This is a genomic window from Akkermansia sp. UBA7090 (genome assembly GCF_002493465.1).
Taxonomy (GTDB): Bacteria; Verrucomicrobiota; Verrucomicrobiia; order Verrucomicrobiales; family Akkermansiaceae; genus Akkermansia; species Akkermansia muciniphila_A.
This window is the reverse complement of the sequence record NZ_DKYW01000030.1, coordinates 1-24,640: the sequence shown is the minus strand read 5'-3', so window position 1 is coordinate 24,640 and position 24,640 is coordinate 1. Positions and strand designations below refer to the sequence as shown.

At 55.8% G+C, this 24,640-nt stretch carries 23 protein-coding genes; 15 read left to right on the top strand and 8 right to left on the bottom strand.

Annotated elements, in window-relative coordinates:
• Positions 1-78: 78 nt before the first annotated feature.
• A complete protein-coding gene (locus B3075_RS09860; RefSeq protein WP_102759281.1) occupies positions 79-564 on the bottom strand; it encodes a MerR family transcriptional regulator in 486 nt (161 codons plus the stop codon).
• A gap of 238 nt (positions 565-802) precedes the next feature.
• Between B3075_RS09860 and B3075_RS09855 the strand changes: the two genes are divergently transcribed.
• The gene (locus B3075_RS09855) at positions 803-1,252 is read left to right on the top strand and encodes a YhcH/YjgK/YiaL family protein (RefSeq protein WP_180974620.1); all 450 of its coding nucleotides are present in this window, start codon (positions 803-805) and stop codon (positions 1,250-1,252) included.
• An 83-nt stretch (positions 1,253-1,335) separates the two neighbouring features.
• Here B3075_RS09855 and B3075_RS09850 read toward each other — a convergent pair whose 3' ends face one another.
• Positions 1,336-2,814: an alpha-amylase gene (locus B3075_RS09850; RefSeq protein ID WP_290488302.1), complete on the bottom strand. Its 1,479-nt coding sequence runs from the start codon at positions 2,812-2,814 to the stop codon at positions 1,336-1,338.
• Between the two features lie 314 nt (positions 2,815-3,128).
• Positions 3,129-4,514 (bottom strand): MATE family efflux transporter, encoded by a 1,386-nt coding sequence (locus tag B3075_RS09845; RefSeq protein WP_290488303.1) that lies wholly within the window; start codon positions 4,512-4,514, stop codon positions 3,129-3,131.
• A 175-nt stretch (positions 4,515-4,689) separates the two neighbouring features.
• On the opposite strand from B3075_RS09845, the gene B3075_RS09840 reads away from it, so the two are divergent.
• Both B3075_RS09840 and B3075_RS09835 read left to right on the top strand, forming a co-directional pair.
• Complete coding sequence (locus B3075_RS09840) at positions 4,690-5,136, top strand: hypothetical protein (protein WP_290488304.1); 447 nt, start codon at positions 4,690-4,692, stop codon at positions 5,134-5,136.
• 111 nt (positions 5,137-5,247) lie between these two features.
• Positions 5,248-7,425, top strand: a complete 2,178-nt coding sequence (locus B3075_RS09835; RefSeq protein ID WP_290488305.1) for a family 20 glycosylhydrolase — start codon at positions 5,248-5,250, stop codon at positions 7,423-7,425.
• Between the two features lie 266 nt (positions 7,426-7,691).
• Here the strand turns inward: B3075_RS09835 and B3075_RS09830 are convergent, their stop codons facing one another.
• Entirely contained in the window at positions 7,692-8,642 is a 951-nt protein-coding gene (locus B3075_RS09830; protein ID WP_290488306.1) for an enolase C-terminal domain-like protein, read from the bottom strand.
• Between the two features lie 91 nt (positions 8,643-8,733).
• Here B3075_RS09830 and B3075_RS09825 point away from each other — a divergent pair, with 91 nt between their 5' ends.
• The 3 genes from B3075_RS09825 to B3075_RS09815 all read left to right on the top strand — a co-directional run bounded on the left by B3075_RS09825 (position 8,734) and on the right by B3075_RS09815 (position 13,494).
• Positions 8,734-9,639 (top strand): SDR family oxidoreductase, encoded by a 906-nt coding sequence (locus B3075_RS09825; RefSeq protein ID WP_290488307.1) that lies wholly within the window; start codon positions 8,734-8,736, stop codon positions 9,637-9,639.
• Positions 9,636-10,937 (top strand): class I SAM-dependent rRNA methyltransferase, encoded by a 1,302-nt coding sequence (locus B3075_RS09820; protein WP_094136230.1) that lies wholly within the window; start codon positions 9,636-9,638, stop codon positions 10,935-10,937. Before B3075_RS09825 ends, B3075_RS09820 begins: the two co-directional genes overlap by 4 nt.
• 88 nt (positions 10,938-11,025) lie before the next feature.
• Positions 11,026-13,494 carry a hypothetical protein gene (locus tag B3075_RS09815; protein WP_290488308.1) on the top strand — a complete coding sequence of 823 codons (2,469 nt, stop codon included), beginning with the start codon at positions 11,026-11,028 and terminating at the stop codon, positions 13,492-13,494.
• A 15-nt stretch (positions 13,495-13,509) separates the two neighbouring features.
• On the opposite strand, the gene B3075_RS09810 is transcribed toward B3075_RS09815, so the two are convergent.
• Together B3075_RS09810 and B3075_RS09805 are read right to left on the bottom strand one after the other, a co-directional pair.
• On the bottom strand, positions 13,510-13,791 hold the full coding sequence (locus B3075_RS09810; protein ID WP_094136228.1) for a KH domain-containing protein: 282 nt from the start codon (positions 13,789-13,791) through the stop codon (positions 13,510-13,512).
• A gap of 331 nt (positions 13,792-14,122) precedes the next feature.
• Positions 14,123-15,307, bottom strand: coding sequence for a class I SAM-dependent rRNA methyltransferase (locus B3075_RS09805; protein ID WP_290488309.1), 1,185 nt, complete (start codon positions 15,305-15,307; stop codon positions 14,123-14,125).
• 185 nt (positions 15,308-15,492) lie between these two features.
• Here B3075_RS09805 and nagB point away from each other — a divergent pair, with 185 nt between their 5' ends.
• The 6 genes from nagB (at position 15,493) to B3075_RS09775 (ending at position 18,517) form a co-directional block, all read left to right on the top strand.
• Positions 15,493-16,236: a glucosamine-6-phosphate deaminase gene (nagB, locus tag B3075_RS09800; protein WP_022198221.1), complete on the top strand. Its 744-nt coding sequence runs from the start codon at positions 15,493-15,495 to the stop codon at positions 16,234-16,236.
• Positions 16,237-16,417: 181 nt separating this feature from the next.
• Positions 16,418-16,687: a hypothetical protein gene (locus tag B3075_RS09795; protein ID WP_290488310.1), complete on the top strand. Its 270-nt coding sequence runs from the start codon at positions 16,418-16,420 to the stop codon at positions 16,685-16,687.
• A gap of 18 nt (positions 16,688-16,705) precedes the next feature.
• A complete protein-coding gene (locus tag B3075_RS09790; protein WP_290488311.1) occupies positions 16,706-17,233 on the top strand; it encodes a hypothetical protein in 528 nt (175 codons plus the stop codon).
• Between the two features lie 31 nt (positions 17,234-17,264).
• The gene (locus B3075_RS09785; RefSeq protein ID WP_290492085.1) at positions 17,265-17,930 is read left to right on the top strand and encodes a hypothetical protein; all 666 of its coding nucleotides are present in this window, start codon (positions 17,265-17,267) and stop codon (positions 17,928-17,930) included.
• Positions 17,927-18,082 carry a hypothetical protein gene (locus B3075_RS09780; protein WP_290492084.1) on the top strand — a complete coding sequence of 52 codons (156 nt, stop codon included), beginning with the start codon at positions 17,927-17,929 and terminating at the stop codon, positions 18,080-18,082. Before B3075_RS09785 ends, B3075_RS09780 begins: the two co-directional genes overlap by 4 nt.
• Before the next feature lie 21 nt (positions 18,083-18,103).
• The gene (locus B3075_RS09775) at positions 18,104-18,517 is read left to right on the top strand and encodes a hypothetical protein (protein ID WP_290492083.1); all 414 of its coding nucleotides are present in this window, start codon (positions 18,104-18,106) and stop codon (positions 18,515-18,517) included.
• 280 nt (positions 18,518-18,797) lie between these two features.
• On the opposite strand, the gene B3075_RS09770 is transcribed toward B3075_RS09775, so the two are convergent.
• A complete protein-coding gene (locus B3075_RS09770) occupies positions 18,798-19,526 on the bottom strand; it encodes a TlyA family RNA methyltransferase (protein ID WP_290488314.1) in 729 nt (242 codons plus the stop codon).
• A gap of 184 nt (positions 19,527-19,710) precedes the next feature.
• Between B3075_RS09770 and B3075_RS09765 the strand changes: the two genes are divergently transcribed.
• On the top strand, positions 19,711-20,250 hold the full coding sequence (locus B3075_RS09765; RefSeq protein ID WP_290488315.1) for a DUF2062 domain-containing protein: 540 nt from the start codon (positions 19,711-19,713) through the stop codon (positions 20,248-20,250).
• Positions 20,251-20,306: 56 nt separating this feature from the next.
• Here the strand turns inward: B3075_RS09765 and B3075_RS09760 are convergent, their stop codons facing one another.
• Positions 20,307-21,005, bottom strand: a complete 699-nt coding sequence (locus B3075_RS09760) for a pirin family protein (protein WP_290488316.1) — start codon at positions 21,003-21,005, stop codon at positions 20,307-20,309.
• Positions 21,006-21,210: 205 nt separating this feature from the next.
• Here B3075_RS09760 and B3075_RS09755 point away from each other — a divergent pair, with 205 nt between their 5' ends.
• Together B3075_RS09755 and B3075_RS09750 are read left to right on the top strand one after the other, a co-directional pair.
• A complete protein-coding gene (locus B3075_RS09755; protein ID WP_290488317.1) occupies positions 21,211-24,372 on the top strand; it encodes an AsmA-like C-terminal region-containing protein in 3,162 nt (1,053 codons plus the stop codon).
• Between the two features lie 17 nt (positions 24,373-24,389).
• Positions 24,390-24,602 carry a hypothetical protein gene (locus B3075_RS09750; protein ID WP_290488318.1) on the top strand — a complete coding sequence of 71 codons (213 nt, stop codon included), beginning with the start codon at positions 24,390-24,392 and terminating at the stop codon, positions 24,600-24,602.
• The last annotated feature ends 38 nt before the right edge of the window (positions 24,603-24,640 follow it).

Sequence of the window (24,640 nt, the reverse complement as noted above, 5' to 3'; positions counted from 1 at the left end):
ACAGATAAGAACGCAGAGCGGCCGGGATTCCTCATTGGGAAATCCCGGCCGCTTTCTGTTGCGGATTTAAGGCAGGGCTTATTCCTCAGGAGCGATGTTCGGCTCGCTGGCGCTGACGTAGTTCAGCGGATTGCAGATGTCCGGCCTGCGATTTTCCAAAAGATCCTGGTAGAATTTCTTCTTGTATTTCAACACTTCCATTTGTTTTTTCAGGATGCGGAGCTGTTCCCGGAGACTTTTTTCCTGCTTGAAAATCAGTTCGGCGCGTTCCGGAATGGTGGAATCCCCTTCCTGACACAGGTCGATGTAGTGTTTGACGCCTTCAATCGGGAGGCCCGTCATCCGGAGGCAGTGGACCAGGCGGAGCCACCCCAGGGTGTAGTCGGAAAACATACGGGCATTTCCTCCGCTGCGGTCCACGTCCGGGATTAATCCGGCGTTTTCATAATACCGGATGGTGTAGGCGGACATTTCCATCATTTCCGCAACCTGTTTGACAGTGTATCTGGGGGTGCGGTCATAGGAAGGGCGGTAGGTGCCGGAGGGATTTTTCTGTTTAATCATCGTGTGACTGATAACTTACAGTTACTCTAATATACGAGGTGGCGCCGGATGACAAGTTTTTTACTGTGCTTCACGGAGATAACGTATATTAAAGACCAGGGAAAACGGCGGAAAATTCATTCCGGAGCGGGAGGAACGGGCCATGCACCGGAATATCGGGGAGAAAGGGAGCAAATGAGTTGACTGGCTTTTCCGCCCCGTTACAATGAGGCCCGCTCCGGGGACGGAGCCCGTAGTCATGATTATCGCCTCCCTTTCCGATTCCGCCCGTTACGAAATGTTGAATCCCCTGTTCAGGAGAGCTTTCGATTTTATCAGGGAAGCTGCTCCGGCAGCCCTGGAAGCGGGCTGCCATGTCCTGGAGGAAGACGCCCTGACCGTGATGGTGAATGAACCGGTGATGAAGAAGCGGGAAAAGGCCCGCATGGAAGTGCATGACCGGTTTATTGACATTCACGTGCCCCTTTCCCGGGAAGAAGGGTTTATGTGGAAGGACCGCGCGGCGCTGGAAAAACCTTCCGAACCGTTTAACAGGGAAAAGGACGCGCAGCATTATGACGATGCGCCGGACACCTCTTTTGTCGTGAGACCGGGGCAGTTCGCCATTTTTTTCCCGGAGGATGCGCATGCCGGCTGCATTGGGGAAGGGAAGCTTCTGAAACTGGTGATTAAAGTCAGAACGGCCTGAACCCCATTCCGGAAAAACAGTCCGGAGTGGAGAACAGGCCGTTTCTTCGTGTCCGTTCTGGCTCTTTGCGGGCGGGAACCGCGTTATTTGCCGTCTTCCTCCCGTGTGTCCTGAGATGCGTGTTCCGGAATCCATACGGCCACATTGCCGCCGTGGACGAGAAACCGGCCGTTGCCTTCTTCATCAATGATGACGGTTTCTTCCACGTTGCCGGTAGCTTCCTTCCATGTTTCCCCTGCGTGCTGCTTGCCCACGTTCATGACTTTGTCTCCGTCTTCTCCGTTGGAAATGAGCACGGCCACGCCGGAATGCGGGTGGTCATGATCCCCCACGCGGGTAAAGCCGATGGTGTTCGGGTGGTCAAAGTAGTAATTTTGTTCCCCGAAAGCATGGTTTTTACGGATTTCCAGCAGGATGTCGATGATGGCGCGGTGCATGGGCGGGTTGCCGCTCACACCGTAATAGTCCCCGTAGAAGAGACAGGGATAGCCTTCCTTCATGAGCAGGATGAGCGCGTAGGCAGAGGGCTTGAACCAGTCTTCCACAGCTGATTCCAGGGAACTGCCCCACTGGGAGTCATGATTATCCACAAAGGTAACGGCCAGCGTAGGATGGTTCTGAACCAGGGTTCCGTCCAGAATTTTGGAAAGATCGTAATCGCGGCCCTGCTTGGAGGCCTGGTACATATTGTAGTGCAGGGGGACGTCAAACAGATCCACTTTGTAGCGTTCTTCCTTGAGGTAGTCGTCCAGCGATTCCAGATCCTGTTTCCAGTATTCGCCCACGGCGTAGAAGTCTGCTCCCCTTTCCTTGCGGACGGCCGCCAGGAATTTCCTGATGAATTCGTCATTGATATGCTTGATGGCGTCCAGCCTCATGCCGTCCAGATCCAGTTCCCGGGATACCCATATTCCCCATCTTTCCATTTCTTTCACCACTTCCGGGTGGTTGAAGTCCAGATTGGCGAACATAAGGTAGTCGTAGTTGCCGTTTTCTTCATCCACGCCTTCGCTCCAGCTTTTGCCGTCTCCCATAATCTTGAAGATGGAGGTTTTTTCCGTGCGCGCGTCGTAGTCCGTTCCGGTGAAGTGGTACCAGTGCCATTTGAAGTCGGAATATTTGTTTCCGCGGCCGGGAAAGTTGAAACCGGTCCAGCCTTCAATCTCGTAGGCGTCCGTAATTTCCTTGTCGCGGTTCTGCTGGTCCACTTCCTTGGCCATGAATTTTTCCGTATAGTCCGCCCCGGCCTTGTGGTTCATGACGGCGTCCAGATAAACGCCTACATGGTGTTCATGAAGGGCCTTGATGGCCTCCTGGAGTTCCTGCCTGGTGCCGTATTTGGTGCGGACGGTGTTTTTCTGGTCGAATTCCCCTAGGTCAAAAAGATCATAGGTGCCGTACCCTACGTCGTTTTGTTCCTTCCCTTTGTAGGCCGGAGGAATCCAGACGGCCGTGACGCCCATTTCCTCCAGATGAGGGGCGTCATCCTTCAGCTTGTTCCAAAACTGCCCGTCGTTGGGCAGGTTCCACTCAAAATACTGCATCATGATTCCGTTTTTCATTTGATCTGATTCCTTGTAAATACTGTTCGGGTTGTTGCGCTTCCGGAAGCTGTCCGGTGGAAAAGCGGTTCTCCCGGGAGGGGCCCCGGAAGGGGAGACCATGCGAGGCCTTCAACAGAATAGAGTCCTGAAAGTGCGGCGCGTTAGGCGTACTGCCGGTCTTATGTCCCGCAAAAACGCCAGCGGGAAAAACGGCAAGGCAGGGAGGACTTTTCTCCGGAGAATGGGAAAAAGCGTTTCACCGCCTTCCATATCCCCCCGGAAAGAATGTGCCCTGGGGCGGATTCGTGCCAATAAGGCAGGGGGGAGAAAGGTTATGCCTTTCCCGTGCCGGGAACCAGGTAGTGCCTGTTTTTCAGCCGGTAGTATTTCAGGAACCGGCGGATGAAGAGCAGGGTGACGATAAAGGAAAGCACGTCTGCCAGGGGGAGGGATGCCCAGACTCCGTTCTGCCCCCAGAAACCGGGCAGGACCAGCAGGAACGGCAGCAGGAAGAGCATCTGGCGCGTCAGGGACAGGAAGATGGCCAGACGGGCTTTCCCAATGGCCTGGAAGAAGTTCCCGATGATGATCTGGCTGCCGATGAGCGGAAAGGCCAGCACGCAGATGAGCAGGCCGTTGGCCGCCAGGCTGATGAGCGAGGCGTCATCCGTGAAGAGGCCGGCAATGCCGCGGGGAAAGAGGACGCAGGCCAGGAAGCCCAGCGTGGTGAAGGACGTTCCGGCCAGAACTCCGTATTTGAGAGTGAGCAGAACGCGGCCCGGCTTCATGGCTCCGTGGTTGTAGCCGATGATGGGCTGCATTCCCTGCGTGAGGCCGATGACGAGCATGGCGAACAGGATAAGAATGCGGTTGATGATGCCGTAGGCCCCGATAGCCAGGTCTCCCCCATGGTCCGCAAGCTGCCTGTTGATGGCGACGGTAACCGCGCTGCCGCAGACGTTTACCAGGCAGGGAGCCAGCCCGATGGACAGGATGCCGGTGACGATGGCTTTGCGCAGCTGCCAGATGCCGCGGCGGAAGTGGACTGTGCTGGCCGCATCGGAAAAGTGGAACAGCACGCGCACCATGCCGACGATCTGGGCGAGAAGGGTAGCCACGGCGGCTCCGGTAATGCCCCATTTGAACCAGAAGATGAAGATGGGCGCCAGGATGATGTTGATTCCTACGGAGAGAAGGGTGGAGCCCATGGCTTTTTTAGGGTAGCCGGTAGCTCGCATCACATGATTGAGGTTGAAGAAGACGTACGTGACGGGCAGTCCCAGCAAGGTAATGAGCATGAAGTCGTGCGCATAGGTGAGAGTCTGCCCGCTGGCGCCGAAGGCGGTCAGGATTTCCGTAAGGAAAAGGAGCGTGGGAATCACCAGCACCACAGCGGCAATCAGACTCATGATGAGGACGTTGCCAAGCGTGCGCTCAGTGCCTTCCTGGTCTTTTCTTCCCAGACGGATGGAGCTGATGGCCGCCCCGCCGATGCCTACCAGCGTGCCCAGCGCGAAAGTCAGGTTCATGATGGGGAAGGTGACGGCCAGGCCGGACAGGGCCAGAGGCCCCACGCCGTGGCCGATAAACACGCTGTCAATGATGTTGTACAGAGAGTATACCACCATGCCGGCGATGGAGGGCAGGGAGTACTGGATCAGCAGACGCCATACGGATGCGTTTTCCAATTCTGCGATGTTGCGTGACTGGGCTGCCATGGACGTTCCTCCTTTCAAAACAGGCAGCAAACTATAAAAACGCGCGGATGGGTTGTCAAGCTGTCCACCTGTCCGGAAAACGGCCTTTTCCCCAGTTCCGGAAAGAGGGCTGTTTTTGATTGACTGTGGAAGCTTTTGGGAGTTGAGTCCTTTCCGCCTTTTTCAGAAGCATGCCATGACCATATCCATTTTCCCTTTCCTGCGTGTTGTCTCCGTTTGCGGAGCCGCTTTTCTGGGTTCTTCCTGCCTGCCCATGTTCGGCGCCGGGCAGGTGCTGGCGGGAAGCAGACTTGCGGACGGCCTGCTGTCCCCTTCTTCTCTGGATCTGGTGTGGAGGGGAGACATCCGTTCCTTTCCCTCTTCCGGTTTGAGTACGCCCCGCGGGTTCAAGGTTTCTCCCGCGGATTCTTATTCCCTGCTGATGGAAGCTCGCCCGGGAATTGCCGGAGAGTGGGCCTGCTATCATGACCGCGGCAGTTACTACTGGGCTTTTGTAGCCGGAAAGAAAGAGGAGGAAGCGGGACTTTACGCCGTGCGCCGCGGTGTGGCCGTAAACGGTATTTCCGGAGAAATTGAAGATGCCCCGGCCGCGCAGGATGTCCGGCCACCCTCCGTCATGTAAGCGCAGGTTCTGGTCTTTTTGCAAAAAAATGCTGCCGGAGCCCCGTTTCCCGGCAGGTTGGACACGATAGGTTTGACAGGCAGGCGTTATTGCGGGCGTATTATTGGCCGCATGAAGTTCCTTTTATTATCGTTTGCATGGATGTGCATGGCTTGCGCCGGAGCATGGGGGCAGGATACGGCCCCGTCCTTTCCGGCCAACGGAGCCAATTACAGGCAGTTTCCGGCGGAGCGGCCTCCGCTGGTTCCCAAACCCCAGCAGCTTCGCTGGGACGGCAGGGTTATTCCCGTGCAGTCCGTGCGCATTCTGGCTCCGTCTCCGTCCAAGACTTCCTATCCGGAGCAGATGAAGTTCATCGTTTCCGAGTTGAAGTCTTTTCTGGCGGATCACCGCGTGAAGGTGGCTCCGGACGGGACGTTTGCCATTAAATTCGTCAAGGGGGATGTGAAAACCGGCACGGAAAATTCCAAGCTGAAGGAGGAAGCCTATTCCCTTCGTGTAACTTCCGGCGGCGCGCTCATTACGGCGATGGATACCAGAGGATTCTACTACGGCATGAAAACGCTGGAGCAGCTTCTTCTGCGACGCGGCGGGACGACGACTATTGCCGCCTGCGACATCGTGGACTGGCCGGATTTTGAAATCCGCGGGTTCATGAACGATGTGGGACGCAATTACATGCCGCTGCCTCTGATTGCACGGGAGCTGGATTCCATGGCACAGCTTAAGCTGAACGTTTACCACTTCCATTTTACGGAGAATCCCGGCTGGCGGCTGGAATCCAAAATTTATCCGGAGCTGAACGATTCCAGGAATTATACGCGCATGCCTGGCAAGTTTTACACGCAGAAGGAGTTTAAGCAGCTGGTGGAGTACTGCCGCCTGCGCAACATCCTGCTGATTCCGGAGATGGATATGCCGGGGCACAGCCAGATGTTCCGCAAGGCGCTCAACGTGAAGATGAGCGATGAAAAGGCCACCAAGGCCCTGGTGGCCCTGATCAAGGAGTTGTGTTCCCTGGTTCCCAAGGAGAAAATGCCCATTATCCACATCGGCACGGATGAGGTGCGCGGCAGGGATGAGCAGGTGAACAATGAGATTCTGAAGGAGTACATCAATGCTGTGGAATCCTGCGGCCGCATTCCCATGAGATGGCAGCCCGGCCTGACGCCGAAGGGTTATAACGGTTCCATCCAGCAGTTATGGTCCGGCCGCCAGAACCGCGGCGCATGGCCTACCGACGGGGCGAAGTACGTTGATTCCCTGGAAACTTACCTGAATCATCTTGATCCGTTTGAAACGGCCATGACGATGTATTTCCGCCGGGCGTGTCCGTTCCGGAATGCGGAAGGACTGGGCATGATGCTGTGCTCTTTTCCGGACCTGGAAATCACGGATCCGCGCAACCAGGTGCTTCAGACGCCCGTTTACGCCGGGATGGCGTTCGTTTCCGAACCCTTGTGGAACAATCCCCATGAGAAGGTGCAGGGAGATCCCAACCAGGACGAATACATGAAGTATTTTTCCAATTTGCCCGTGCAGGGAGATCCTCTGCTGAAAGGATTTGCGGATTACGAGAACCGAGTGCTCGCCATCCGGGACCGTTTTTTCATGGATAAGGAGTTTAATTACGTGCGGCAGGCGAATATTCCCTGGAAATTGCTGGGGCCTATTCCCAACGGCGGTAAGACGGAAACGGAATTCGCCCCGGAAGAGGACAACAAGGCAGGGAAGATGAAGGATTCCTACGAGATTGACGGCGTCACCTATGAGTGGTCCGGAGACGATTACACGGGGGCCACCATCATTTTCAAGCATTACTGTGATTTTCCGACGCTGTTCAATGGCGCGAAGATAGGAGCTTATCCCCACAAGAACCATACTTATTATGCGCAGACCTGGATTTATTCCCCCAAGGCGCAGACGGTGCCTTTCTGGATCAGCGGACATACCTGGGCCACGTCCGACTGGCGCAATGGTCCGGCGAGCGTTCCCGGCAAATGGTTCCATGCGGATCCCAAATTTTTCGTGAACGGCCGGGAGATTGCCCCCCCGCAATGGAAGAAGCCGCGCAACAGCGGCGTGCTGGTGGATGAAAACTACCATTTCCGGGAGCCTTCCATGGTTCCGTTGAAGAAGGGGTGGAACCGCGTGCTGGTGAAGAGCCCCAGCAACAATTCCGCGCGCCGGTGGATGTTCACTTTTGTTCCGGTGCTGGTGAATCCCAAGACGCCCGGATGCAATGTGAAGGAATATCCCGGCCTTAAATTTTCCACACGCCCGGAATAGAAAATTGCGTGATGAGCATCTGGAGTTGAGATAATCCGGTTGCGGTATCCGCCATCATCATTACAAAAGAAGCCGCGCTTCCTGCAAAAGCGCGGCTTCTGATTGCATGCAAAGGACGCGAATACGAAATTAAGCCCTCCCCGGCGGCGCGTCATCAGAGCGGCAAGTCCCGGCAGGCTGAGGGAAACCGTGGGCGGTTCCGGCACGGGAGTATGGGAAGAACCGCTTTATTGTAGTTTCAATGAAAGCCGGGTAATTCTGTATTGTTACAGTATTTTCCAGGGAATATTTTCCAATAGTTCGTCAAAGCCGAGCCCCGTGCCTCCGGGAACAGCTGCCTGAGGGGTCATGCCGCCCATCTGGTCAATAAAGGGGTCCGGCTCAAACAGGAGGTGCGTGCAGAGGCCGCAGAGGGGAATTTCCGTGGGAAGGAAGTTGCGGTAATACTCCGCCGCCTGGTAAACGGCCCAGAGCTGCCCTACGGGGTGATCCATGACGGTAGTGAAGACGGGAGGCTCGTAAAGGTATTCCGGCGTTGCTTCCCGCGCGGGTTTGACGATGCGGATGATGGGCAGGTCTGAGGAAATAGCCGGCTGGTGTTCCACGTCCGAACCCATGTCCAGGGCCAGAGGCATGCCGGCGTCCACCAGACGTTCCCAGCTCTGGATGGAGAAGGGGCACGGGTCTTCTATGAAGTCTATCCTGGTTTTCAGATGGTGGGGCAGGGATTTCCAGAATTTCAGGGCATCGTTTTCATTCAGGCATCCGTTGAAATCCAGCCGCCAGCGCCAGGAGGGGACCATGGATGCCAGCATCGTCAGCCGTTCCAGGGAGGCGGCCAGATTGGCGCTGGCCTTGATTTTTCCTGCCTTGAATCCCTTGGATTCCATGATGCGAATGGTGGCGGGGCTGACGCAGGAGGGCAGCGTGGCGTGGCTTTCCGGAATGTGAAGACCGTCAAACAGGCTGACGCCCCTCGCGCGTGCTTCTCCGTCCGTTCGGGCGCATTCCGCGGCGCGGACGCCCAAAGGCAGAGGGCGGCCCTTCCTGAGCGCGTCCAATTCCTCCTGCAGGGTGGCGTCTCCCAGTTCCGGCCACGGCTGGATGCAGCCGTACCCGCCTTCATCCGTTTTAATAAGGGCTCCCTTCCTGCACACTTCCGCGGCTCTGGCGTTCAGAGGGCCGCAGGCTGTTAAAGAATATTCATGGTAAAACACAACTTTAATTCAAACAACCTTTCCATCTTTTGTCACGATGAAAAAAGGTTTTCATTGGATTTTGGAGGGGGAAACGTCTAAGCTCTGCGTCATGTACAGAACATTGGTGTTCGGAGCGGACGGCCGGGTGGGAAGCCGTCTGGCAGCGTATCTGGAAGAACATGGCCTGGAGGTGGTGAAGTGCGGACGGGGCTTTTGTGATTTGAAGGATTTAAGCGCGTTGAAACGTGTTCTGCTTTCTTCCGGAGCCACTCATGTGGTGAATTGCGCCGCTGTGAGCGGATTGGAAGCCTGCCTGGATGATCCGGAGATGGCCCACCGCGTCAACGCCATGGCTCCGGAGATGATGGCGCGCATTTGCCGCCTGGAGGGTATGCGCTTTATCCATTTGAGTACGGATTATGTGCTGGACGGCAGGAGGAAAGGCCTGAAAACGGAGGAGGGGAAGTGCCGTCCCGTGAATGTGTACGGGGAGTCCAAGCTGGAGGCGGAATTCCGTGTGCGGGAGGAGATGCCGGATGCTCTGGTGGCCCGCGTTTCCTGGGTATTCGGCAATCCGGGACGGCCTTCATTCCCGGAAATGGTGCTGCGGCGGGCGATGAAAAGGGAGCCCCTGGCCGCCGTGGCGGACAAATGGTCCATGCCCACATGGGTGGAAGATTTGTGCGCATGGCTCCGTTTTCTGGCTTATGAGAGCGGGGCTTCCGGCGTGCTGCATTTGTGCCAGTCCGGAGAGCCTGTTTCCTGGCACAGTTATGCCGTAACCGTACTGAAATGCGCCGTGAAGCACGGGTTGCTGCCTTCTTTGCCGCCCGTGGCGGAACAAAAGCTCGACGAACAGGCCGGTTTCAGGGATGCTCGGCCCCGGCATACCGCCATGTCCTGCGAACGGCTCTCTTCCCTGATGAAGCAGCCCGTGAGGGCGTATGAAGAGGCCATCGACATGGCCGTGGCCCGCTATGCCGCAGATCCAACCTTTCTCTCCAGCATTTCATGAACGATTTCCGCAATTCCCATGATTCCCGCCCCAGACCCGTTTACCGGGACCGCCGTTCCCAGCCGGGCCGTCCGCGCACGGCTCCCAAAAAGAACCTTTTTGCCAACAAGTCGCCGGAAGGGAGCGAGCAATGGCTCAAGCCCTGGGTGGAGCTGAAGTATTTCACATACAATCCGGCCGTGTTCCCCCGCATGCTCGGCTCCGTAAGCGGGGAAATAGCGCCGGGTAGCCTGGTAAACGTCTATGACAAGAATGGTGAATTGTTCGGCGCCGGATTCTGGAATGAGGCCAGCCGCACGCCCCTGCGCATGGTGCACCACGGGAAGGACGCTTTTGCCGAACGGGATCTGGATGCCGCGCTGGAACGCGCCGTGAAGCTGCGCCGGGAAGTTCTGCGCCTGGATGAGACCACGAATGCGTACCGTGTGCTGCACGGAGATTCCGACGGCCTGGGCGGCCTGGTGGTGGACCGTTACGCGGACGTGCTGAGCCTGGAGGTGAGTACTCTGGCCGTCTGGCAGAGGCTGGACCGCTGGCTGCCCCTGCTGCACCGTCTGTGCGGCACAAAGCGCCATGTGGTGCAGGTGGATGAGGGCATTGCCCGCATGGAGGGCATCCGGGCGGAGGAGGCACCGGCATCCCCGGCTCCCGTCAGGCTGGTGAAGATTGTGGAAAACGGCATCACCTACGAAGTGGACTTCGCCCAGGGACACAAGACGGGCTTTTTCTGTGACCAGCGTGACAACCGCCTCAAGTTCGCCTCTCTGGTGAAGGGGGCCACGGTGCTGGACCTGTGCTGCTACAGCGGCGGCTTTTCCATTGCCGCCAAGATGCTGGGCGGAGCGGCGGAGGTAACGGCTGTGGATTTGGATGAAAAGGCCGTCGCCATGGCTAAGAGAAACGGAAATATCAACCGTCAGCGCATTGACTTCGTGCATGCGGATGCCTTTGTCTATGCGCGCCAGATGGTGCGCAACGGCCGCCTGTTTGATGCCGTGCTGCTGGACCCGCCCAAATTCATCATCGGCAGGGACGGATATGAAGAGGGTATCAAGAAATACCATGATCTCAATATGCTGGGGCTGCAATGCGTGCGCCCCGGCGGGCTGTTTGTCACCTGTTCCTGTTCCGGGCTGCTTTCCCCCGCGGAGTTTGAGCATACCGTCATCAAGGCCGCCCAGCGGCAGGGGCGCAAGCTCCAGATTATGGCGATGACCGGCCCCGGCTGGGACCACCCTTTCCTGAGCACTTATCCGGAGGGCCGTTATCTGAAGGTTCTGTGGGCGATTGCCCTGTAGCTGGAGTTTGAGCCCCGGGATGCATTTCGGAAAAACCTTTCAGGCGTGTTGACGTTTTTTGCCCCTCTCTGCTTTCGTGGTGGGGAATATGGCAAAACAAGTATTGCAGCGGCTCAGTTTTACGGCCGGGGAGCTGACCCCGTGGCTGGCCGGACGCGCCGACCTGGACCCCGTGTCCCGCGGTGCCTCCCGGCTGATCAATTTTCTGGTCAGCCCCTTCGGCGGTCTCCGGCGCAGGCCGGGAACACGCCTGGTCGCCCGCGCGGGATGCCGGGAGGGCATGGTGAGGCTGGTTTCCTTCAAGTACTCCACGGGCGTGCAGTTTATGCTGGAAGTGGGGCGCGGCTATATCCGGTATTTTAAGAATGGCGCTCCTCTGACGGATGCGGAAGGCGGGGCGCAGGAAACGCTTACTCCGTGGAAGACGGATGAACAGGTAAGCAACCTCCGGATGCAGCAGCTGAATGACGTGATTTACTGCGTGGAACCTTCTACGCCGCCTATGACGCTGGCCCGCTACGCAGACGATGACTGGCGGCTGGAAGCATTGGAGTTTTCCGGCATGCCTTATGAGAGTTCCCTGCTGAATGCCGTGCGGCTGGAATGCCGCATGGTGCGGGAGGGAAGCGCCAACAGACTGCTGGCGACGGCGGACGATGATGTATTCACTCCGGAAATGGAGGGAAAGGAGTTTCTGCGCATCACCAGGAAATATGGAGAAACCGTGGCGGAGGGAACCCAGATGCCTTTTTACCATTTAACGACTCTGGACCGGGACCTTTACAAGGGAGAAACTTTTTCCATGAACCGGGAGGATGGCTGGAGGCAGGCTTATACCTGCATCCGCGATTTCAGCCGGGAAAGCGACTACCTGAAAGGAGTGGACCGCCCGGAGCGTTACACGGCCTTTTTTGAAAAAGGGGCCGATGCCAGTACCCGCGTTTATGTCAATGGCGCGTGGACGTTGGAGACGACGGGGACCTGGGATGCGGAATGGGAAATTTGTCGGGGATATCCGGACGGTTCCAATTACCTTCCCAACCGTCCGGAACTGGTGTGGCATTCCGTGAAGAGCTTCCAGCAGAGGGAGGGGTTCCGTAATAATTTCACCCTGAGCGGCAATGAAGAGGAAATGTCCTATTACAAAATCCGCCTCATGGCGTACAAGGGCGAGACCTCTGCGGGAACGCCCGTATTCCGTGCCGCTGCCGGCTCCTTCAATCATGAAGTGGTGGTGGAGGAGTATGTTTCCCCGCGCAGCGCCTATCTTGCGAACGCCCTTCATCTGTCCTATCATACGCTGAGTGACTGTGATACCAATGACTGGTCCTTTGGTGCGTTCGGGGTCCGGAACGGTTATCCGTGCACGGTAGAGTTCCATCAGGGGCGGCTGTGGTTCGGTGGCACGCCTGGGCAGCCCCAGACGCTGTGGGCCAGCAGGGTGGATGATTTTTCCGCGTTTACGCCCGGCATTCCGGCGGATTCCCCCATGATTCTGACCATGGCGGCTTCCCAGCAGAACCGCATTTCCTGGATATCTTCCCTCCGGGGGCTGATGATCGGCACCAGCGAGGGGGAATGGCGTCTGTCCGCCACCAATTCAGAAGGGTTGAATGCCTCTAACGCCGGATTTGAGCGTCATTCCGGAGTGGGCTCCGCTTCCCTGGATGCCCTGTCTGTAGAAAACAGCCTTCTTTTTGTGCAGCAGGGTGGGATGAAGGTCCGGGAATTATTTTATTCTCTGGAGGCTGACGGCTACCAGACAAGGGATGTGAGCCTGTTGTCCGACCATCTGCTGGCGGAGGGAATTGTGGACTGGACTGTGCAGAGGAGCACGGCGTTCCATGTCTGGTGCGTGTTGGGTGACGGCAGCGCCGTATGCATGACCCTGAACCGGGAGCAGAATGTTGTGGCGTGGCATGCGCACCGTTTGGAACACGGCCGTATTTTGTCCGTAGCATCCCTGCGCGGTTCCCGCAACACACCGGATGAGGAAGTATGGTTTGCCGTGGCGCGCGGGGAGGGGGATGAGGCCTGCATTACGGTGGAATGCATGGCGGATGGGAATGCCTGCCTGGATGCCTGCACGGAGGCTGTCGTGAAGGGGGGAACGCTGTCCGGCCTGAGCCATTTGGCGGGATGCGGCGCCTTTCTGGTGGGCGGGGACGGCGCATGCATGGATATCAGCGTTGACGGGAACGGAAATGCCGCCTGTCCCGGAAGAGGGGATGGGGAAGCAGTCTCCGTAGGTCTGGCCGCTCCGGCGGAAGTAAGGACGATGCCCCTGGAAACGCTTGAGACGCTGGGTCGCTTTAAAAAGCAGCTAGGTGCGCGCGTCCTGCTTCATGAAAGCACCCTGAAATTCCGCTACGGAACGGGGGCCCCGGAGGCATGGAAGGATTTCCAGCCCGGCAGGTACGGTGTTTCCGAACCTTACTCCGGCTATGTGCGGATGATCCACAACTATGGTATGGATGAGCAGTCTTCCTTTGCCCTCCGTGTGGAGACTCCGGCTCCATTTAACCTTCTGGCCCTGGTGCTGGATGTGGAATTGTAGGTGCAGGAGCGCCGCTTACGGCTGTTCGGCCGCTTCCTCATGGGAAAGCATGTGCACAATGACCTTGATGCCGTGTTTTTCCCCGGCCGCCTTCGCCAGGGAGCGAATGGCGGAGGCCGTCATTCCATTGCGGCCGATGATGCGGGCCACGTCCGTTTTTTCCAGAATCAAACGGAAGCGGACGGCGTCTCTCTGCGGGGATTCCGCAACGCGCAATTCCGCCTGTTCCGGGTGTTGCACGAATTGCAGAGCGATCAATTGCAGGTACTGGCGGATTTGTTCTACAGCAGGATGCATGAAGGGAAATGTGGGTTATTTTCATGAACCCTACTATAAAACCGCCTGATTGAAAAGATGCAATTCCAGGCATTCCCTGAAAAAGAAAGTCGCCCCGACCGTAAAACGGCCGGGGCGCCCCAACTACCCTATGAAACTGGATCGGTTAAGATCCAGAGAGCTTTTTTAACGAGCGCTCACCTGCTCGGGGCGCAATATAGTGGAGGAAAAGGGGATACGCAAGTATTTTTTCATGGGAACAATGTTTTTATTCAATGGAAACAGCATTATATTTTTACCTCATTTTGACAATATCGGGCCGGAAGGAATGGTGGTTGTTATTATCATGAAATCATCTTCCGGGAAGCAGTTCATAAGTGAACCCCTTCAGGTATTCCGTTTCCGGAATATTCAATAAAACCGGATGATCCGCTCTTTGACCATGTTGCTGCATCAGGCGCAGGGTGGCCGGAGCGTCAATGGCGGCGTCAAGCACACTCTCTCGGAACAGGTCCGCTCCGGCGTGGTGGGAACAGCAGAAGGTGGAAAGGATGCCTCCCGGGGCCAGAAGCTTCATGGCGCGGAGGTGGATTTCCTTATATCCGCGCATGGCGTCATGCACGGATTTTTTGTTTCTGGTAAAAGAGGGAGGGTCCAGGATAATCAAATCCCATTTGTGTTCTCCTCCGTCCCGGACGAGGGCCGCTTCCTTTTTCAGGAAGTCGAACGCATTATCCGTGACGCACTGCACGGAGACTCCGTTCAGGCAGGCGTTCCGCGCTACGGCGTCCATAGCGTCCTGAGAAACGTCCACGGCCGTTACTTCCGAAGCTCCGGCCAGGGCGCAGGCCAGGGCGAAACCGCCCTGGTTGCAGAAGCAGTCCAGCACGCGTCGTCCGCGGGCGAAGCGCGCTACGGCGGCGTAATTGTCAAGCTGGTCCAGATACAGGCCGGTTTTTTGTCCCGTCTGAAGGTCAATCATGAATTGCACGCTGCCGCTGCGTGCGGCAAAAGGTTCTGGTTGCTGCCCCCGCGCCACCCGGACGGAGGGGGCAATCCCCTCCGCCGCCAGCATGGGGGAATCATTCCTGACAATAATCCCGCGGGGAGAAAGAAGGTCTTCCAGAACATTCAGGATGATGGGGAGGCGGCGTTCCATGGCGATCGTCAGCGTCTGGACGACCAGATAATCCGCGTAACGGTCCACAATGAGGCCGGGAAGCCCGTCGGATTCGCTCCAGACGAGCCGGGTGAGAGTTTCTTCCGGAAGCAGACGGCGGCGCAGTTCCACTGCCTGGCTGATGCGCCTGGAAAAGAAATCTCCGTTCAGTTCCTGTTTGCGGCGGGAGAAACGCCGGGCGACGATCTGGGAATGGGGATTGAACATGGCGGAACCCAGAAAGCGGTCCTTGAAATCCTTCAGGGCCACGACGTCCCCCGGCTGCGGGTTGCCGAAGACCTTGCGCACTTCCGTGCCGTAAACCCAGTCGTGTCCTTGAAAAATACGTGCTCTTGGAGAAATAATCAAACCTGCCATGTCAGGAAAGGCAATACATGATCGGGGGGGAAAGTTCAAGGGTAATGCGGGCGGTTTCCTGAACGGATGGGGAAAGGGAAGAGGCCTCCGTACCCGGGGATTTTTTGCGCAAGTGCGCCGCCGTGCATCATTCCGGGACTATTTCGGTTGAAAATGCCCAGAAACGCAGTAAAATAGGGCGCGTTATGAAAGTAGAAACTTTTGAAACTCCCCAGGATGCTGCCAAGGCTTTGGCAGGAGAAGTTGCGGAATTGATCCGTACGCGCGCCGCTGAAGGCAAAAACGTGGTTCTCGGCCTTGCCACGGGCGCCACTCCGCTGCCTTTTTACGCGGAACTGGTTCGCATGCATAAAGAGGAAGGCCTTTCCTTTGCCAACGTCATTTCCTTCAATCTGGACGAATACAGCGGCCTGGATCGTGACCATCCGGAGTCCTACTGGTATTTCATGCACACCAACCTTTTCAACCACATCGACATCAAGCCGGAAAACATCAATCTGCCCTCCGGCACGGTGAAGGATGATGAAATTGCCGCCCACTGCGCCGCCTATGAACAAAAGATCAAGGACTGCGGCGGTATTGACCTCCAGATTCTCGGCATTGGCCGGACTGGCCATATCGGCTTTAACGAACCCGGCTCTGATGACACCACCATTACCCGGCAGGTTCATCTGGACGAATTGACCCGTTCCGATGCCGCTCCCGCTTTCGGCGGTATTGAAAATGTTCCCACCACCGCCATTACTATGGGCGTGGCTACCATCATGGGCGCTCGTGAAGTGGCTCTGATGGCCTGGGGAGAAAAGAAGGCGTCCATCGTGAAGAAGGCTGTTCAGGGGCCTGTGACGGTGGAGGTGGCCGCCTCCTACCTTCAGAAGCATCCGAACGCCAAGTTCCTTCTGGACAAGGGAGCCGCTTCCCAGCTTTAATTTTATTACGTTGTAGCAACGGAAACGCCGTCTTTCCCGGTTTCGTGGAAAGGCGGCGTTTTTTATGGGATGAAGGAAAGCGGGAGCTTCTTCTTTCCATGGAGGTTATATGGGAAATGCCGCCTATTCAGGCGAAAGGGAACTGGAAAAGGAAAGCGTCTCCTGCAAGGAATACCCGGATATGGACCAGGCATTGGAAGCGATGAAGAAGGCCGTTACCGATTGGGAGAAGAAATTCCAACAAGAAGTCTGGGACTATGTCCAAAAACTTCCGGATGATGCGAATAGCCGTCCTTATTGTGCAGGGCAAAAAGTCTTGAATGAAGCGATCAGGAGTGTTATCGCTTTAGCGGATGCCAACGGCTGGACCCGGGTTCCCCGGAACGTCACGGTGCCGGGAGTAACGGAACCTGTGTGTTCCCTTCCCCCGGTCAACGGTGAAGAAAACTAAATGTTTCTTTATTAAAGCATGAATAAAGCCTGTCTCTTCGTCAATTTGTTGGTTGGCGTGTTTCTGGCCGGTGCCGCCCTGGGCGATCAGGCGGACAACGGCCTGGAATGCACCATCAAGATGGAAAAAACTTTCTTTGACGTAAGAGACAGGCTACGGGATTTTACGCTCGTTTTTACTAACAAAGGAAAAGAGCCTGTCCGGCTTTATGATGGTTTTTATCCTGATCCAACTTTAGGTCCTCATATCATGATAAAACTTTGGAGCCAACAAACAGGGAAGGAGAAGAAAGAAGTTGGCTCGTATCTGGGAGCCTACCACGTTAACCCGATGTTTCAGGACATCCGGTTTATTACCTTGAAGCCCGGAGAAAAACACGAAGTCCCCATTAAGGACGTTTACTTGCTGGTGGAATTTCTCCCTGAGACGCTGCGTTTGTCCAAGGGAGAAACCTACTTGCTGGAAGTGGAGTACATGGATGAGCGCGGCGAACCGGGAGTTCGCAGGACATACAAGGGAGAGACAAAATTCTGTACTAAGCCTTAACAAATGATTAAAATATCCTCGCTTATATTCGATGAGGGAGGATTTTTCCTTTGTGGAAGCCAGCTCATTTCCTGGGGACTTTCCGGGCGACGGCCAAACTCTCGCTGTGATGAAAAAAATTTTCCGGTATTTAGCACTTCTGGCAAGCCTGTCCCTCCATGCAGCGGCATGGGGGGACATGGCCGACAACGGAGTGGAATGTTCCGTGGTGATGGAAAAGACCCGGTTTGACGCGAGGGAGGCTTTTCCTGACTTCAAACTGGTGTTCACGAACAAGGGTGAAAAGACCGTTCGCCTGTTCGACGATGTTTATCCTATTGTACGGTTTGTTGAACCTAGGAGAGAGGCTAGACCTAATATCCGTATCGAAATATGGCAAAAAGAGGGAGGGGAGAGATATGGGCACATGGTGGGCAAAATAAAGACTCCAATAGCCTGTTATGGACCAGGGTATAAACTCGAAAAGGTAGCGGCTTTGATGCGCTTCATTACGTTGAAGCCGGGAGAAAAGCATGAAGTCCCCATCAAGGAAGCTTACCTGTTGCTGACGTATTTTGACCGTCTTCGCAATGATCAGAACTACGAGTTGGAAGTACGTTTCAGGGATGAATGTGCGGAACCCGGTGTTCGGAGGGTGTATGTAGGGAAGGCAGCATTTCATACGTCGAGCCGGTCGCCCAAAGGAGTGCCTCGGTGAATATTCAAGCTCGTGCTGTGATGAAAAAAATCTTCCAGTTTTTAGGACTTCTGGCAAGCCTGTCCCTCCATGCGGTTGCATGGGGGGACATGGCCGACAACGGAGTGGAATGTTCCGTGGTGATGGAAAAGACCCGGTTTGACGCAAGATAGACGTTCCCTGACTTCAAACTGGTGTTCACGAACAAGGGAGAAAAGACCGTTCGCCTGTTCGACGACTTCTATCCCCTCAAGGAATATGGACCTAATATCGACATCGAAATATGGGGAAAAGAGGGAGGGGAGAGATATGGGTACATGGTGGGCAAAATAGAGACTCCAAAAGCCCGTTATGGACCCTTGTATTTGCTTGAACGGGCTGCGGACGAGATACGTTTCATTACGTTGAAGCCGGGAGAAAAGCATGAAGTCTCCATCAAGGAAGCTTATTTATTGCTAACGTATTTCGAACACCTTCGCAATAACAAGAATTACGAGCTGGAAGTACGTTTCAGGGATGAATGTGCGGAACCTGGTGTTCGGAGGGTGTATGTAGGGAAGACTGAATTTCGTACGTCGAGCCGGTCGCCCAAAGGAGTGCCTCGGTGAATGTTCAACGTGGATTCAATGAGAATGGTGAAAGTCTCTTTTCATCACGTCTGAGGTGTGTTGTTGCTTCTTTGAGGTTCCCGGTAGGATTTGTGCCAGTCACCTGTGCATCAGAGGAATATTCCCTACCAGCGGAAAATACCGGTATTCTCAAATTTTGAGCAAGGGGCAGGCAGGGTAGACTTTGATGTGGAATCATGGGATGGCAACAGGTCTGTGGGAAACTGTTGACCCCTTCCACGGTGCCTGAAGGATTTTTCCGGACAGTAAAAGGCTGCAGCTATTTGAGCCATGCCAGAAATTCATGGTTGCCGTCCGTTCCCGTGATAGGGGAGGGTTCGCACCCCATCCAGGAACGGTTCAGCTCCTCCGTGACGAAAGTGCGTATGGAGTCCACTGCCCGCTGGTGCAAAGCCGGATCCCGGACGATGCCGCCGGGGCCTATGTCTTCCGGCTGAAGTTCAAACTGGGGCTTGATGAGCACCAGGGCGTCTCCTCCTTTTTTCAGCAGGGGAAAGGCGGCTGGCAGGATTTTTTTCAGAGAGATGAAGGAGACGTCGGAAACGATCAGATCCACTTGTTCCCCAATATCCTCCGGAGTCATGTAGCGGGCGTTGAATTTTTCCTTCACAATGACGCGGGGGTCCTGACGCAGTTTCCAGACGAGCTGGTTGGTTCCTACGTCTATAGCATGCACTCTGGCGGCTCCGTGCTGGAGCAGGCAGTCCGTGAAGCCTCCTGTGGAAGCCCCAATGTCAAGGCAGACCCTGCCTTCCGCAGAAACGGGGAAGGCGTTCAGGGCTCCTTCCATTTTCAGGCCGCCGCGGCTGACATAGCGGGGACGGTTTCTGATGGCGATATCCGCGTCTTCATTGACCTTGAGACCGGGCTTGGTGGAGGGATGCCCCCCCACGCTCACTTCTCCGGCAATGATGAGCCGCTGGGCCAGTTCCCGGGATTCTACGAGATTGCGGGAAACCAGAAGGATATCGAGTCGTTGCTTGCTCATGATTCGGAAAAAGATGTGAACGCAGGTATTTCATGAAACCGTATGAAGAATCAAGAAAAACCGAACTCGGAAAGACATTTGGGCGTAAAAATGCGGCATTCCCCGTACTGGAGCATTTTACGATTGATTCAAGGCTGGTTTATAGGAGATTCTGCGGCGGATGGAACACCGCTACAGGCAATTGATGCGCAGAGTCAGGCTTTACCTGCTGACGGAGGTACGCAAAAAATCGTGGACCAGCAAGTTCCTTTCCGCCAGGGTTTTTGATTCTGTTTACTGGTCGTGGAACAGGCAGTCCGTAGCGACGGGCGCCGCCTGGGGGGCTGCCGCAGCGATTGCCCCGCTTCCCATGCAGAGCCTGTGGGGCGTTTTCGCCTGCCTGTGGCGCAAGGGCAATATTCCCGTAGCCATTCTGATGGCGTGGCTTTCCCCCCCCGGCTTTACCTTTTTTGCCATTCCCGCTCAATGGTGGCTGGGATGGTTTCTTTTTTCGGTTTTGGGGCTCCCTACGTCCGGAGCGAACTGGGAGATGCTGAAAGCGGGAGTTCAACAGTGGTCCTGGGAGCCGTTTGGCGGATTGAGCATCGGCATGGTAAGCCTGGAATTCGCAGCGGGCTGGATTGTTTCCAGCGTGGTTCTGGGTGGACTGTGCTACGGACTGGTGCAGCTGGGGTGGAGGATAGGCCATTTCCTGCACGGCAAAAGAACGAGCGGCGAGGCGTAAAAAAACTGCCGCCTAGGTAAGGCAACGCAACCGGAAAGCCGGGCAGTCCGCAGAAATCAGACGGCTACTTCCATCAGCAGAACGGTTGAGTTCTGAAGGGCTTCCATGGAGACGGTTTCCGTATCCGTAATTCCGGCTCCGTCCCGACTGTGCAATACTGCATCTCCTATTTTTATTTCTCCTTCTATCACGAAGATGTATATGCCCGTGTTCCTTCCCTTGAATTGGTATTCCCGTTCTATGCCCCTGTCCAGCTCCGCCCAGGAAAACCAGGCCTGCTGCATGATGGAAATATCCGTTTCCGGGGCCAGGAAGGTAGAAATTTCATTGTGTTTCAGCAGGGGAGCAATGTTGTAATCCCGGTATCTGGGAGGCGCGTTGACTCTGTCCGGAATAATCCATATTTGCAGGAATTCCAATGGTTCCGTGGGGCTGTCGTTGAATTCGCTGTGCAGGATGCCCGTTCCGGCGCTCATCACCTGAATTTCTCCGCGGGTAATGGTGTGGCTGTTGTTCAGGCTGTCTCCGTGGCGGAGTTTTCCTTGTAGAGGGATGGAAACCACCTCCATATTTTTGTGCGGATGGGCGCCGAAGCCTTCTTCCGGGAGAACAGTGTCGTCGTTGAGTACGCGCAGAGCTCCGAATTGCATGCGTTCCGGGTTGAAATAATTGGCGAAGCTGAACGTGTGGTATGTGTCCAGCCATCCGTGGTTGGCATGACCACGGGTGGATGCCCGGTGAATGGTAATGTTCATGATTGTCTGGGGTAGTAAGAGCGGCTTTCCGCCTGTAAAGTGTTTGACTGGATGAAACGCGGGGATGTTCAAGGCGGATGACATCATTTCCGGTGCCGTAAAATAAATAGGCAACACAAATTGATGGTGCAATGTCTCTTCTTTTAAGGTAGCGTACCGAAGCACCTGTGCAAAGAAGACAAGGCTTATGGCTCAGCGGACATTTATGAGATGGATTAAGGGGCTGATTCCCACAGTGATTATTTTGCTGGGGGCGTTGTTGCTGGGGTGCGTATGCTGCATTTCCATCTGGGGGGTGCCCTCCTTCGTCGTGCAGCGGGTGGAACAGGTTCTTCTGGAAAAGGGCATCCCTTCCCATATAGGGACGCTGAAGGTTGCTCTGTGGCCCCGTGCCGTCGTGACACTGAAAAACGTGGAGTTGCTGGATCCGGAGGCTGCGCCGGAAACGCGCCGGCCCATAGTTTTGCTGCATGAGGCGGATGTGGCGCTGAATTGGAAAAAACTGATAGACGGGCAAGTAGTGCCGGAGCGGGTGAATGTGAAGGGGATGGACGTCACCCTGCCCGTAGATGCAGGGAATCCGGAAAAAGTTTTTTCCGTAACGGGGGTGAACGCGGAACTGAATCTGGAGCGTCCCGGCATGGTGGACATCGTCAATGCGGATGCCGTGGTGCAGGGCATCCGGGTGACGGCCCAGGGGGCATTTTCCATGGGGCAGGATGATTCCGGCGACTTTACGCTGACGGCTCAGGACATGGCCGCCGTCAGGGAACAGTTGAATCAGGCGCTGAATTACATGGACCGGGTGAAGTGGCCTGAATCATCCCCTCCGCGCCTGATTGTCAATTTAAGCGACGATCCGAAAGGCGGCGTGCGTGTGGGCATGGATTTGCAGGCGCCTTCCCTCAGGTACGGAAAAATCATGCTCAAGGATTTTCTGTTCAGCGGGGATTATGCGGATTCCGTCATTATGGCCAAGCGTTTTACCATGCGGGATGCGGAAACGGCCGGTTTCGTCAGCCTTTCCCTCCAGGCCGATTTGAAAAAGCGCACGCTGATCTGGGATGTCCGCAGTACGGCTCCGCTGGTTTCCTGGGCGGTGGCTATTGTTGATGAAGCTCTGGTGCCGCGGGAAATGAAGTTCCTGAGCGAGCCGCATGTGCAACTATCCGGGCGTGCGGTTTTTTCGGAAAACTGGGAGGGCGTGGAGCATCTGAATGTTTTAGGGGCCGGTTCCTTGGGTGCGTTTTCCGTGCTTGGGGAAAAATTCCAGAGGGCTTCCTGCGATTTCAGTTACGAAAACGGTAATTTCTATGTAACAGACCTGGACATAAGGCATCCCGGAGGCAGTTTTTCCGGCAAAGTGATGGGAGTGGACGGGGAAATCAAGATAGACGTGCACAGCACATTGCCCATGAATGCGATGCTGGGCATGGCCCGCTCTCTTGCGCCGGAGGATGCGAAACTGCCGCCAACGTTGGAAATCAGGGGAGACCCGGAATTGAAGGTGTACGGTTCCGTGGATATGGGGAAGGGCTGGAAAGGGCCGCTCCGGGTGGACCGCCTCCGGATTGAGGCTTCCGTGACGGATGTCTTTTACCAGGGGGTGGAATTTGTTTCCGCTGCGGCCAGGGCGGAATTGATCGGCCGTTCCATTAACGTCACCCAATTGGACTTGGTGCGGAATGACGGCCGGGTGAGGCTGGAAGGCAGCTACCTGGGCACTGACCTTGTTTTTACGATGGAATCGAATCTGGAACCTGGACTGCTGGTGACTCTGGCCGGGAATTCGGTTCCTGTTCCTGAGAATTTGCAACTTCCGGAAAAAGCGGTTTTATGGGTTCACGGCAGGCTGGATATTCCGGAGGGCAAGCCTGTGGAGCCGACGCTGGTCCGCGCGCGCATCCATGCGGAAAACCTGGCTTGGAACAAGGTTTCCGTTAAGACGGCGGATGTGGAGGCGGAATACCGTCCCAACCAGCTTTTTGTGCAAAACTGCCGGATAGAAATGGAGAAGGGCGTTTTTGAGTTATTCGCCAACGGTTTTCTGGACGGTCAGATGTTTATCATGGGGCAGTCCACGGTTCCGCTGCAAACGATAGACCAGTTGTTGAGCATAAAGGATGACGACTTTTTAATGAGCCGCTTTTCCTTCCGCCAGGATTCCGGCCTGGAACTTTCTTTCCAGGGGACATTGGGCCTGTACAATCTGGAAAAGGCTTACGACTTGCAGGCTACTGTTTCCGCAACCAACACGCGCTACAAAGGGGTGGATTTGAAGTCCGCCCGGGCGGATGCCCATCTGGTGACGGACCAGCTGGTGCTGACCAATGTGACGACTGTGGTTTCCAATGGGAATTACCTGTCTTCCGCCGGATTGTCCGGAGGTCCTTCGGAATGCACGCTCAAGGCCAAGAGCATAGATTTCCGTTTTGTGCAGGATACGGTGGAAGTGCTTGGCCTGGAGGGACAGGCCTATCCCGGCTATACTCTGCGGATGTTTTCCGATAGCGCCGCCAGGGTATTGAAGGAGTTCGTCTTTACACGGCCCGTAACGCTTTCCGGCGGCGGCATGTTCCCGATGGGGGACGACATGAAGCTGATGAAGGGGCGCATCCGCTTTGACGCTTCCGCCGGGCGCGTGCGCTATCCCTTGCTGGGTACTACGCTGGACCTCGGAAAAACAAAGGGAGAAGTGCTGCTTTCTCCGCAGTGGGTGGTTGTGGACAAGATGAAGGGAACCATCTGGGACGGTTCCTTTACGGGCCGTGTGCTGGCGCAGATTGACGATGGTGATGCCCTGAACGGTTCCTTTGTACTCCAGGATATGAACCTGGCGTCCATTGGGAAATCCTATGACAAGAAGATGGAGAAAGCCACTGTGCACGGCGCCATTGAATTTTCATCCAGAGGCGGCAACATGAATTCTATTCAGGCGAAGGGGGAGGCGGCCCTGGTGCATGGAGACCTGGTGGAAATTCCCCTGTTCGGATTTTTGGGGGAAGCCCTCTCCAATTATATTCCGGGACTGGGGCATCTGATCAATTACAAGATATCCAGGGCCGATTGCGATTTTTCCATTGAAAAGGGTTATGTGCGCACCAGTAACTTCGCGGCCCAGGGAAGCAACATGTCTCTGGAGGGCGGGGGCTGGGTACGGCTTTCCGACCTGCAGGTCAATTCAGATTTCAAGCTGGGGCTGCGTGGCCTGCCGGGGCTGATTACCTCCCCCGTCTTCCTTCTGGCCGGCGGGTTGTTCCAGGTGCGCGGCACGGGGCCTTTAAGCAATGTTTCCTGGAACTTCGCTCCGTTCTCCGGAGGGAAAGCCCCTGTTCCCCCTGCGCCGGCCTCCATCCGGAAGAGGTAGCGCATGGCAAAAGGAACATGAAAAGAGACGCTTTGGCCTTCGTCAAAAGAAGACCTCTTTCCCGCCTTCGTCTGTTTCATGGTCCGCGTCAAGAAGAGAGCGCCATCCGGGGCCGGCAAAACATCGTCATCATGCCGACGATCGCCCATCAATCAGAGGGGGACGCCTCCCGCGCCCTGCGCGGAAAACGCCCCCCTCCTTACTTCCTTGATGACTTCAGGTATTACTGAAGAATTGTTCCTAGAAACTCCTGGCCACGCCGGCGTTG